The sequence below is a fragment of the Kitasatospora sp. NPDC058492 genome (assembly GCF_042720685.1).
Taxonomy (GTDB): Bacteria; Actinomycetota; Actinomycetes; order Streptomycetales; family Streptomycetaceae; genus Kitasatospora.
Genome location: NZ_JBHXMU010000014.1, coordinates 61,790 through 74,965 on the forward strand (window position 1 = coordinate 61,790; position 13,176 = coordinate 74,965).

Annotated in this window: 2 protein-coding genes; both read left to right on the plus strand. The window is 77.5% G+C overall.

The annotated features are described in order from the left end of the window. Nucleotides 1-94: 94 nt before the first annotated feature. Nucleotides 95-4,567 carry an SDR family NAD(P)-dependent oxidoreductase gene (locus ACFWPI_RS12250; RefSeq protein WP_380377371.1) on the plus strand — a complete coding sequence of 1,491 codons (4,473 nt, stop codon included), beginning with the start codon at nt 95-97 and terminating at the stop codon, nt 4,565-4,567. Then, the gene (locus ACFWPI_RS12255) at nt 4,564-13,170 is read left to right on the plus strand and encodes an amino acid adenylation domain-containing protein (RefSeq protein ID WP_380377370.1); all 8,607 of its coding nucleotides are present in this window, start codon (nt 4,564-4,566) and stop codon (nt 13,168-13,170) included. The genes ACFWPI_RS12250 and ACFWPI_RS12255 overlap by 4 nt, the downstream gene beginning before the upstream one ends. The last annotated feature ends 6 nt before the right edge of the window (nt 13,171-13,176 follow it).

A 13,176-nucleotide genomic window follows, 5' to 3' on the forward strand; every position in this document is an offset into this window, starting at 1 on the left:
AGCCCTGAACCCCATGGCGGTCTGAGCCCCGGCCGCGCACCCGGTCCTGCCCGCCCCGCCGCGCGCGGAGCCCACCTCACCCACGGAGAACACCTTGAACGCACAGCCGGTCATTCCCGACGAGGCCGAGACCGACGGCCGGGTCGCCGTCGTCGGCCTCGCGGGCCGCTTCCCCGGAGCCGATTCCGTCGACGCGCTGTGGGAGCTGCTGGCCTCCGGCTCCGAGGCGATCAGCCGGTTCGGCCCCGAGGAGCTGCGGGCCGCCGGGGTGCCGGACGGCGAGGCCGGCAGGCCCGGGTACGTGGCCGCCAAGGGCGTGCTGGCGGACGTCGCCGGCTTCGACTCCCAGCTGTTCGGCTACAACGCGCTGGAGGCCTCGGTCATCGACCCGCAGCAGCGGATCTTCCTCGAATGCGCCTGGGAGGCGCTGGAGGACGCCGGCTGCGACCCCGACCGGGCCCCCGGACCGATCGCGGTCTACGCCGGGTCGCTGCTGAGCACCTACCTGATCCACAACCTGCTGCCGCGCACCGACCTGCGGGACTCCCTCGGCGTGCCGATGCTCTTCCAGGGCAACCAGCCCGACCAGCTGGCCCCCCGCGCCGCGTACAAGCTCAACCTGCGCGGCCCGGCGGTCAGCGTGCAGACCGCCTGCTCGACCTCGCTGGTCGCCGTGCACCTCGCGGTGCAGAGCCTGCTGTCCGAGGAGTGCGACCTCGCGCTCGCCGGCGGCGTCACCGTCACCGTGCCGCACCGCTCCGGCTACCTGCCGGTGCCCGGCGGCATCGAGTCCCCGGACGGGCACTGCCGGCCCTTCGGCGCCGAGGCGGCCGGCACGGTCTTCGGCAACGGCGCGGGCGTCGTGGTGCTCAAGCGCCTCGCCGACGCGCTCGCCGACGGCGACCGGGTGCACGCCGTCATCCTCGGCTCGGCCGTCAACAACGACGGTGCGAACAAGGCGGGTTACACCGCCCCCGGGGTCGCCGGCCAGACCGCCGTGATCCGCGAGGCGCTGTCCGTCGCGGGCGTCGCCCCGGACAGCATCGGCTACGTCGAGGCGCACGGCACCGGCACCCCGATCGGCGACCCGATCGAGGTCGAGGCGCTCACCGCCGCCTTCCGCGCCGAGCAGGACGCCGACGACAGGTCCGCCACCGGCTGGTGCGGCCTGGGCTCGGTCAAGTCCAACCTCGGCCACCTGGACACCGCCGCCGGCGTCACCGGCCTGATCAAGGCCATCCTGACGGTGCGCGGCGGCCGCATCCCGGCGAGCCTGCACGCCGAGGCCGTCAACCCCGAACTCGGCCTCGCCGACAGCCCGTTCTTCGTCCCGGCCGGCCTCACCGACTGGCCGGTCGCCGACGGCCCGCGCCGGGCCGCCGTCAGCGCCTTCGGCATCGGCGGCACCAACGCGCACGTGATCCTGGAGCAGGCCCCCGAGCCGGCCCCGCGCGAGACCGCCGCGCCGGGCGCCGTCCCCGTCGCCCTGCCGCTGTCGGCCCGCACCGCCGCCGCGCTGGACGCCGCCGCCGAACGGCTCGCCGACGACCTCGCCGCCCACCCGGACCGCCCGCTGGCCGACGTCGCCCGCACCCTGCGCACCGGCCGGCGCCAGCTGGTCCAGCGCCGCGTCGTGGTCGCCGACGACACCGCCGCCGCCGTGGCCGCGCTGCGCGGCGGCGGCCGCCGGGAGTCGGTCCGGGCCCGCGCCGGGCAGGGCGCCGCCCCCGTCGCCTTCCTGCTGCCCGGCCAGGGCGCGCAGTACCCGGGCATGGCCCTGGGCCTGCACCGGGCGCACCCGGTGTTCCGGGCCGCCCTGGACGAGGCCGCCGACCTGCTGCGCCCGCACCTGGGCCTCGACCTGGTCGAGCTGCTGCGCGGCGGCGACGCCGACCTGCTGCGCCGCAGCTCCGTCACCCAGCCCGCCGTCCTGGCGGTCGGCCACGCCACGGCCGCACTGTGGCGGCACTGGGGCGTGCGCCCGGCGGCGCTGCTGGGCCACAGCCTCGGCGAGTACACCGCGGCGCTGCTCTCCGGCGTCCTCGACCTGCCCGAGGCGCTCGCCCTGGTCGCCGCCCGCGGCCGGCTGATGGAGCAGACCGCGCCCGGCGCGATGCTGGCCGTCCCGCTGGACGAGGCGGCCGCGGCCGACCTCGCCGCCGCGCACGGCCTGGACCTCGCCGCCGTCAACGGACCGGGCGCCTCGGTGCTGTCCGGCACCGCCGAGGCCGTCGAGCGGGCCGCCGCCGAGCTGGGCGAGCGGGGCCTGCGCGCCCTGCGCCTGCCGGTGGAGCGGGCGTTCCACAGCGCCCTGTGCGCGCCCGCCGCCGAGCAGTTCGCGGCCGAGCTCGCCAAGGTGACGCTGCACGAGCCCACCGTGCCGTTCCTGTCCAACCTCACCGGCGACTGGATCACCCCGGAGCAGGCCACCGACCCCGGCTACTGGGTGCGCCAGATGCTCGCCCCGGTGCGCTTCCACGACGGGCTGACCCGCCTGGCGGCGCTCGACGAGCGGATGGTGCTGGTGGAGACCGGCCCCGGCAGCGTGCTGACCGACCTGGCCCGCGCGGCCGCCGAGGGCACCGCCGGGCCGCGGCTCGCCCTGCCGCCGCTACCCACCCGCGGGCGGCGCGGCGCCGAGGACGAGCCCGGCAGCGCCGTCCTCGCGCTCGGCAGCCTGTGGGCGCACGGCGCCGCCGTCGACTGGGAGCCCGTCGACGCCGACGCCCGCCCCGCCGACCTGCCCGGCTACCCCTTCGAGCGGCTCCCGCACTGGATCGAGCCCGCCGTCCCCGGCCGGGCGCCCGCCACCGCGCTGCCCGCCGCGGACCTCGACGCGGTGCACGCGACCGTCAACTGGCGCCCGCTCGCCGAGGCCGCCGGGGACGACCCGCTGGCCGGCCGCCGCCAGACCTGGCTGGTCCTGCTGGACCGGGCCGGCGCCGCCCAGCCCCTGGTCGAGCTGCTGACGGCCCGCGGCCAGATCGTCACCACCGTCCAGCCCGGCCCGGCCTACCGCCGGGTGCGCCGCGGCGTCTACGAGCTCGACCCCGCCGACCCGGCCCAGTACGCGAAGCTGCTGGCCGACCTGCGCGGCCTGGTCCGCACGCCCACCGCCGTCCTGTACGCCTGGGGCCTGGACGAGACGCCGGACGAGACCGCCGGCTACTTCGGCCTGGTCCACCTCGCCCGGGCGATGTCCGCCGAGAGCGTGCTGAACGAGGTCCGGCTCGGCGTCGTGACCGCCGGGGCCTTCCCGGCCGCCCCCGGCGAGCAGCCCCGGCCCGCCGCCGCCCTGCTCAGCGGCCCGGTCCAGGTGCTCGGCGAGGAGTACCGCAACCTGCGCTGCACCCAGGTCGACCTCGCCGTCGGCACCCCGCTCGACGAGGCCGCCGCCGACGCGGTGGTGCGCGCCGTGCTCACCGGCCCGGCCCGGCTGCTCGCCCTGCGCGAGGGCGCCCTGCTCACCCGCACCGTCGAGCCCGCCGAGCGCCCCGTCCCGACCGCCCCGGCCCGGGTGCGGGCCGGCAGCACCTGGCTGCTCACCGGCGGCCTCGGCGGGATCGGCCTGACCCTCGCCCGGGCCCTGGCGAGGGCCGGCGCCGCCCGGCTCGTCCTGCTCGGCCGCGGCGCCGCCGACGAGGCCGCGCTCGCCGCGGTGCGCGAGAGCGGCGCCGAGGTGCTGGCCGTCCAGGCCGACGTCACCGACGCCGCAGCGCTGGACCGGGCACTGGAGCAGGCCCGTGCGGCCTTCGGCCGGATCGACGGCGTCGTCCACGCGGCCGGCGTGCCCGGCGGCGGCTCCGTCGAGCTGCGCTCCGACGACAGCATGCGCACCGTCCTCGCCCCCAAGACCGCCGGCCTGCGCCACCTGCTCGCCGCGCTGCGGCCCGGGGAGGCCGAGGTGCTGGTGCTCTGCTCCTCGCTCGCCACCCTGATCCCGACCTACGGCCAGGCCGACTACGCGGCCGCCAACGCCTACCTCGCCGCCGTCGCGGAGGCCGAGGCCGCGCGCGGCGAGCGCCACGCGGTGGCCGTCGACTGGGACATGTGGGCCGGCGTCGGCATGGCCAGCCGGGCCGAGGTCCCCGAGGCCCTGCGGGCCTTCCAGGCCGACATGCTGGCCGGCGCGCTCACCCCCGAGCAGGGCGCCCGCGCCTTCGCCGCCCTGCTGGAGGGCCCGCCCGGACGGGCCGTGGTGGCCCGGGCCGGCGCCGCGATCGCGGACGGCACGCTGCACACCTCCGCCGCCCCCGCCGCCGAGGCGCCCCGGACGGCGGCCCTGCCCCGCCCCGAGCTCGCCACGCCGTACACCGCCCCGGCCACCCCGACCGAGGAGCGCCTGGCCGAGATCTACGCCGAACTGCTCGGCCTCGACCGGGTCGGGGTGGACGACGACTTCCTGGAGCTCGGCGGCCACTCGCTGCTGGCCGCCCAGATCGCGGCCCGGCTGCGGGCCGAGTTCGAGGTCGACGTCCCCGCCCGGGTCTTCTTCGAGGGCGGCCGCGTCGCCGACCTCGCCACCGAGATCGAAGACCGCATCCTCGCCGACCTGGAGAACCAGTGACCAACCCCGCAGGCCGCCGCGAGGACCGCCTCGCCCGGCTCACCCCCGAGCAGCGCGCCGCCTTCGAGGCGCGCGCCCGGGGCCGCGCAGGCACCACCCCGGCCGCCACGGCCGGCCCCGCCGCCCCGGCCCCGGCCGTGCCGCCGCGCGACCCGGCGCTGCCGGCGCCGCTGTCCTTCGGCCAGGAGCGGCTCTGGTTCCTGGAGCAGCTCACCCCCGGGCTCGGGGTGTTCAACGAGTACGTGGGCCTGCGCCTGAGCGGCCCGCTGGACGTCGCCGCGCTGGAGGCCGCGTTGGACGGCCTGGTGGAGCGGCACGAGGCGCTGCGCACCGTCGTCGCCGCCGGCCAGGACGGCCCGGTGCAGCGGGTGCTGGAGCGCACCGCCCCGGTGCTGCGGGTGGCCGAGCCGGCCGGCGGCGAGGCCGGCTGGAGCGAGGCCGAGGAGCGCGCGCTGGCCGAGCGGGAGGCGGCCCTGCCGTTCGACCTGGAGCACGGCCCGCTGCTGCGCGCCCTGCTGATCCGCTCCGCGCCCGAGCGCGCCCTGCTGGTCGTGGTCAACCACCACCTGGTCGGCGACGCCTGGTCCCGCGCGGTGCTGGTGGAGGAGCTCTGCGCCCGCTACCGGGCCTTCCGCGAGGGCGGCCCGGCCCCCGAGCCGCTCGCCGTGCAGTACGCCGACTGGGCGCAGTGGCAGCGCCGCGAGCTCACCGACACCGCGCTGGCCGAGCCGCTCGGCTACTGGCGCGAGCGGCTGGAGGGCGCCCCGCACGTCCTGGAGCTGACCACCGACCGGCCCCGGCCGGCCGTGCCCAGCCACCGGGGCGGCCGGGTGCACTTCACCCTGGACGCCGCCACCACCGAGGCCGTGGAGGCCGCGGCCCGGGCGGCCCGGGCCACCCCGTTCATGGTCACGCTGGCCGCCTGGCAGGCCGTCCTGATGCGCCACTCCGGCCAGCAGGACGTCGTCGTCGGCGTGCCCACCGCGGGCCGCGACCGGCCCGAACTCGCCGGACTCGTCGGCATGTTCGTCAACAGCCTGGTGCTGCGCTCGGACCTCTCCGGCGACCCGACCTTCGGCGAACTGCTCGACCGGGTGCGGGAGACCTCGCTCGGCGCGCTGGCCCACACCCAGGTGCCCTTCGAGCGCCTGGTCCGCGAGCTGCGCCCGGACCGCGACCTCAGCCACGCCCCGCTCTACCAGGTGCAGTTCGGCTACCGCAACGTCCCCGCCCCCGACATCGCCCTGCCCGGCGTCACCGTCGAGCTGGTCGAGCTGGACAACGGCCTCTGTCGCACCGACCTGAGCCTGGAACTCGCCCGCGACGGCGAACTCACGGCAGGCGTCTGCGAGTTCAGCGGCGACCTGTTCGACGACGACACCGTGCGCACGCTGACCGAGGCCCTCCAGCGGGTGCTGGCCCGCGGCGCCGCCGACCCCGGCCTGCGGCTCTCCGACCTGCTCGCGCTCACCCCCGTCGAGCAGGCCCTGCTGGCCTCGGCCGGCGACGGCCCGGCGCTGCCCGAGGACGCGCCGGACGTCGTGACGGCCTTCGCCGAGGCCGTGCGCACCCGCCCGGACGCCGAGGCCGTGCTGCCCGGCGGCCGCCCGGACCAGGCCCTCACCTTCGCCCGACTGGACGCCCGGGTCGACGAGTTGCTCGCCAGGCTCCAGGCCGCCGGGGTGCGCCCCGGCGACCGGGTCGGCCTGTGCCTGCGCCGCGGCACCGACCTGCCCGCCGCCATGCTCGCCGTGCTCCGGGCCGGCGCCGCCTACCTGCCGCTCGACCCGGACTACCCGGCGGCCCGGCTGCGCCACGTGGTCGAGGACGCCGAGCCCGCCGTGGTCGTGGTGCACGCCGCGACCCGGGACGCCGCGCCCGCCGGCGCCCCGCTGCTCGACCTCGACGCCCCGGCCGAGTCCTCTGCAGCAGCACCCGTATCCGTATCCGTGGACCCGGACGCCCCCGCGTACGTCATCCACACCTCCGGCTCGACCGGCCGCCCCAAGGGCGTCGTCGTGCTGCGCCGCAACCTCACCGCCTTCCTGGCGGCGATGGACCGCGTACTGGCGGACGACGGGGAGCCCGCCACCTGGCTGGCCGTCACCAGCGTCTCCTTCGACATCTCCGTCCTGGAACTGCTCTGGACGCTCAGCCGGGGCCACCGCGTCGTGGTCAACCCCGACCCCGGCACGGCGGCGGCCCCCGCCCCGGCCCCCTCCACTCGGAACGCCGCGGCCTCGCAGGACGCCCCGGCCGTCCCCGAGTTCAGCCTCTTCTACTTCGCCAGCGACACCGCCGGCGCCGAGCCCGGCCCCGACCAGTACCGGCTGCTGCTGGACGGCGCCCGCTTCGCCGACACCAACGGCTTCTCCGCCGTCTGGCTGCCCGAGCGGCACTTCCACGCCTTCGGCGGGCCGTTCCCGGCCCCGTCGGTGCTGGCCGCCGCGATCGCCCAGGCCACCGAGCGGATCGGGATCCGGGCCGGCAGCGTGGTGCTGCCGCTGCACCACCCCGTCCGGGTCGCCGAGGAGTGGTCGGTCGTCGACAACCTGTCCGGCGGGCGGGTCGGGCTCTCCTTCGCCTCGGGCTGGCACGCGGACGACTTCGTCCTCGCCAAGGACGCCTACCAGGACCGCCAGGCGCTCACCGTCAGCGGGATCGAGCAGGTGCGCCGGCTGTGGCGCGGCGAACGGCTCCCCTTCGAGGGGCCCGGCGGCCGCACCGTCGACGTCCAGGTGCTGCCCCGCCCCGTCCAGGCCGAGCTGCCGTACTGGCTCACCTCCTCGGGCAACCCCGAGACCTGCCGCACGGCCGGCCGGGTCGGCGCCCGACTGCTGACCCACCTGCTGGGCCAGAGCGTCGAGGAACTCGGCGAGAAGATCGCCCTCTACCGGGAGGCCTGGCACGAGGCCGGCCACCCGGGCGACCCGCACGTGACCCTGATGCTGCACAGCTACGTCGGCGCCGACGCCGACGTCCGGGCGCACGCCTGGCAGCCGTTCCGCGACTACCTGCGCAGCTCGGTCGGCCTGATCGAGAACCTGGCCCGCAGCCTCGGCATGGACGTGCGCAGCAGCGACTTCACCGCGGAGGACCAGGAGGCCCTGCTCGACCACGCCTGCGCCCGCTACCTGGGCCACGGCTCGCTGATCGGCACCGCCGAGGAGTGCCTGCCGCTGGTGCACCGGCTGGCCGCCGCCGGCGTGGACGAGATCGGCTGCCTGGTCGACTTCGGCGTCGACACCGACGTCGCGCTGGCCGCCCTGCCCCGGCTGGCCGAGCTGCGCCGCACCGCGGCCGCCGCACCGGCCGCCCTCGCGGTCGCGGCCGACACCGAGCTGACGGCGCTGGTGCGCGCCCACGGCGTCACCCACCTGCAGTGCACCCCCTCGCGGGCCCGCACCCTGCTCGACGAGGCCGACCCGCAGGCCCTGCGCGGCCTGCGGCAGCTGCTGCTCGGCGGCGAGGCCCTCGACGCCGAGCTGGTGCGCCGGCTGGCCGAACACCTCGGCGGCCCGATCCGCAACATGTACGGGCCGACCGAGACGACCGTCTGGTCCACCACCGCCGAGGTCGACCCGGCCGAGGGCCCGGTCACCATCGGCGGCCCGATCGCCGGCACCACCGTGCGCGTCCTCGACCCGTACGGGCGGCGGGTGCCCGTCGGCGTGCCGGGCGAACTCCTGATCGGCGGCGCCGGGGTGACGGCCGGCTACCTCGGGCTGCCCCGGCTCACCGACGAACGCTTCGTCGCCGACCCCGAGTCGGCCGATTCCAACCCGGCCGACCCGGCCGCCCGGCTGTACCGCACCGGCGACCTCGTCCGCACCCTGCCCGACGGCCGCCTCCAGTACCTCTCCCGCAACGACCACCAGGTCAAGATCCGCGGCTTCCGGATCGAGACCGGCGAGGTGGAAGCCGCGCTCACCGCGCTGCCCGGCATCCGCCAGTGCGTGGTCACCGCCTACGGCCTGGGCACCGCCCGGGCCGCGCTGGCCGCCTACCTGGTGCCCGAGGACCCGGCCGCGCCGCCCGCCCCGGCCGAGCTGCGGGCCGCCCTGGCCGGGCAGCTGCCGGGCTTCCTGATCCCGTCCCGGTTCATCCCGCTCGACGCGCTGCCGCTCACGAGCAACGGCAAGGTCGACCGCGCGGCGCTGCCCGCCCCCGAGACCGTCCCCGCCGCCGGCCGCGACCGCACCGCGCCCGCCACGTCGACCGAGGAGCGGATCGCCGCGATCTGGCGCGAGGCCCTGACCCTCGACGAGGTCGGCACCGAGGAGGACTTCTTCGAGCTCGGCGGCCACTCCCTGCTGGCCGCCCGGATGGTCGCCGGGATCCGCCGCGACCTGGACGTCCAGCTGCCGCTGCGCACCCTGTTCGACTCGCCGACCGTCGCCGCCCTCGCCCGGGCCGTGGACGCGCTGGGCGCCGGCGGGGCCACCGCGGCGCCCGCCGAACCGGTCGAGCTGCGGCCCGACCCGGCCCGCCGCCACGAGCCCTTCCCGCTGACGGACGTGCAGCGCGCGTACTGGATCGGCCGCAGCGGCGCCGTCGGCGGTGACGTCGCCTGCCACCTCTACCTCGAAGTGGACGTCGCCGACGTCGACCCGCAGCGCCTCCAGGACGCCTGGCAGGCCCTGGTGCGGCGGCACGACGCGCTGCGCCTGGTCTTCGCCGAGGACGGCACCCAGCGCATCCTGCCCGAGGTGCCCGCGTACCAGCTGGCCGTCGAGGACCTGCGCGGGCTGCCGGAGCCCGAGCGGGCCGACGCCCTCGCCGGGACCCGCGCCCGGATGTCGCACCAGGTGCTGCCCGCCGACACCTGGCCGCTGTTCGAACTGCACGCCAGCCGGACCGAGGGCACCGACGCCCGGCTGCACCTGAGCATCGACACCCTGATCGCCGACGGCGGCAGCGTGCAGATCCTGCTGCGCGAGCTGCTGGCGATCTACCAGGGCTCGCTCGACCCGCGCCCGATGGAGCTCTCGTTCCGCGACTACGTGCTGGCCGAACAGACCCGCCGCGAGGGCCCCGCGCTGCAACGCGACCTCGACTACTGGCACGGCCGCCTGGAGACCCTGCCGCCCGCCCCCGCGCTGCCGCTGGCGCGGCGCCCCGAGGAGCTGACGCAGACCAGGTTCCACCGCCGCGAGGCGCACCTGCCCGCCGAGCTGTGGGAGCGGCTGAAGAGCCGGGCCGCCGCCGGCCGGGTCACGCCCTCGGCGCTCGCCCTGGCCGCCTACGCCACCGTGCTCGGCACCTGGGCGGCGGCCGACCGCTTCACCCTCAACCTGACCCTGTTCAACCGCGTCGGCGAGCACCCCGACCTGGCTGCCATGGTCGGCGACTTCACCGCGCTCAGCCTCTTCGAGGTGGACGGCGCCACGGCCGGCTCCTTCGCCGACCGGGCCCGCCGGCTCCAGGACCGGCTCTGGGAGGACCTGGACCACCAGCTGGTCAGCGGCGTGCGGGTCGGCGGCGACCTGGCCCGCCGGCGCGGGGTGGCCGACGCCGCCATGCCGGTCGTCTTCACCAGCGAGCTCGGCGCCGGCGAGGTCGGCGGCAGCCGGGTCCTGCGGGAACTCGGCGCCAAGGTCGCCCACACCATCACCCAGACCCCCCAGGTCTGGCTGGACCACCAGATCTCCGAGGACGAGGGCCGGCTGCGGCTGACCTGGGACGCCGTCGAGGAGCTCTTCCCCGAGGGCCTGCTCGACGCGATGTTCGAGGCCTACACCGGCCTGCTCACCGCCCTCGCCGAGCGGCCCGACGCCTGGACGGACCCGTACCTGGCCGCCCTGCCCGCCGCCCACGCCGAGGCCTACCGCGCGCTCAACGCCACGGACGGCCCGCGGCCCGACGGGCTGCTGCACGAGCCGTTCCTCGCCCAGGCGCGCACCGCCCCCGGGCGGACCGCCGTGGTCTCGGCCACCGGCACCGTGACCTACGGCGAGCTGGAGCGCGCCTCCGCCGCCGTGGCCCACGCGCTGCGCGGCGCCGGCGTCGGCCCCGGCGACCTGGTCGGCGTGCGCGCCGACCGGGGCTGGGAGCAGGTCGCGGCCGCGATCGGCGTGATCCGGGCCGGCGGCGCCTACCTGCCGCTGGACGCCGGCCTGCCGGCCGCCCGCGTCGCCCGCTCGCTCGAACACGCCGGCGCCACCGCGCTGCTCGCCCGGGAGTCCTGGGACGCGGCCGACGCGGTGCCGGCCGGCGTCACCCTGCTCGGCTTCGACCAGGCGCTGGCCACCCCGGCCGACACCGAGCCGGCCCCGGCGCCCACCACCCCGGCGGACCTCGCGTACGTCATCTACACCTCGGGCTCCACCGGTGACCCCAAGGGCGTGATGATCGACCACCGCGGCGCGCTCAACACCGTGGTGGACGTCAACGACCGCTTCCGGGTCGGCCCCGCCGACCGCGTCCTCGGCCTCTCCTCGCTCGGCTTCGACCTCTCGGTCTACGACCTGTTCGGCACCCTCGCCGCCGGCGCCGCGCTGGTGCTCGTCGGTCCCGGGGAGGAGCGCGACCCCGCGCGCTGGTCCCGGCTGGTCGCCGAGCACGGCGTCACCGTCTGGAACTCCGTCCCCGCGCTGATGGAGATGCTGCTCGCGTACGCCGGCGGCAACCCGGCCGCCGACCTGGAGTCGCTGCGCCTGGTCATGCTCAGCGGCGACTGGATCCCCGTCGGCATGCCCGACCACGTCCGCGCGCTGTCGCCCAAGGCCGAGGTGATCAGCCTGGGCGGCGCCACCGAGGCGTCGATCTGGTCCGTGCTGCACCCGATCGGCGCGGTCGAGCCGGGCCGCCCGAGCATCCCGTACGGGCGGCCGATGCGGAACCAGGGCATGGTCGTCCTGGACGAGGCCTTCCGGCCGCGCCCGGTCGGCGTCGCCGGCGCCCTGTTCATCACCGGCGTGGGCCTGGCCGTCGGGTACCGCAACGCGCCCGAGCTCACCGCCCGGGCGTTCCCGACCCACCCGGTCACCGGGGAGCGCCTGTACCGCACCGGCGACCTGGCCCGGCTGCTGCCCGACGGCGAGCTGGAGTTCCTCGGCCGGGAGGACTGCCAGGTCAAGGTGCGCGGCATGCGCATCGAGCTGGGCGAGATCGAGTCGGCGCTGGTCCGGATGGACGGCGTCCGGGAGGCGGCGGCGCTGGTCGAGGGCAACGGGCTCGGCGCCCGGCTCGCGGCCTTCGTGGTCCGCGAGGCCGCCCGGCCGCAGCCCGCCGCCCCCGCTCCCGCGGTGGCCCCTGCCCTGGACGCCGAGCGGGTCCGCCGGCTGGAGGCGCGCCTGCGCCAGCCCGGCCGCCGCGCCGACCTGGCGGGCCGCGAGGTCCTGCCCTTCGCCCTGCCGACCGACACCCTGGACCTGCGCCGGGCCGCCGCCCTGCGCGGCGCCGCCACCGGTTTCGCCGACGCCCCCGTGCGGCTGGCCGACCTGCACGCGCTGCTGACCGTGCTCGCCCGCCAGGACGAGGACGGCGTGCCCCGGTACGCCTACGGCTCGGCCGGCGGCCTGTACCCGGTGCAGACCTACCTGGCCGTCGCCCCCGGCAAGGTGGCGGGCCTGCCGGCCGGCACCTACTACGTCGACCCGGCTGGGCCGGCGCTGGTCGCCCTCGACGGCGCGCCGGGCTCGGCCCGGGCCCTGGACCGGGCGCTCTACAGCGAGGCCAACGGGCCGCTGCTCGACCAGGCCGGCTTCGCCGTCTTCCTGGTCTCCCGGACCGCCGCGATCGCCCCGGTGTACGGCGAACTCGCCGACCGCTTCTGCCTGTTGGAGGCCGGGGCGATGGCGCAGCTGCTGCGTCACCGCGCCGCCGACTGCGCGGTGGCACTCTGCCCGATCGGCGACGTCTTCCCGGAGCCGCTGCGCGAGGCGCTGCGGCTGGAGGACGGCCAGCGCGTGCTGCACACGCTCGTCGGCGGCCGGCCGCTGAACGCGGCCGCCGAGGAGCCCGGCTCCGGCACCGACTGGACGGCCGCGCTGCGCGACGCGCTAGCCGAACGGCTGCCCGGCTACATGGTTCCGCAGCGGGTGCGGGCGGTCGAGGCGCTGCCGCTGTCCGCCAACGGCAAGGTCGACCGGGCGGCGCTCGCCCGGCTGGGCGCCTCGGTGCCCGCCCCCGCCGTCGTCTCCGCCGTCCCCGTCGTCCCCGCCCTCGCGGCGGCACCGGCGGCGCACCGGCCGAGCGCGCTCGGCGCGATGGAGCGGCTCACGGAGCTGTGGCGGGAGGTGATGGACGGGGCGGAGGTCGGCGTCGACACCAACTTCTTCGAGGCCGGCGCCAACTCCATCCACCTGGTCCGGGTCCAGCGGCGGATCGCCGAGGACTTCGGGCAGGAGCTCTCGGTGGTCGAGATGTTCGACCGGCCGACCATCCGTCACCTGGCCGAGCTGCTGGACCGCCCGACCGCCGCCCCGGCGCCGCAGGCGGTACCGGCTGCACCAGCGGCACCGGCTGCATCAGCGCCCGAGCCCGCCTCGGACACCGCCGCACCCGACACCGCACAGCCCGCCGGCGGCGACCGCCGGCAGCACCACGAACGGCGCCGCGCCGCCCGCCGAGGCGGCTCCGGCACCGGCCCGACCGGCTGACCCCGA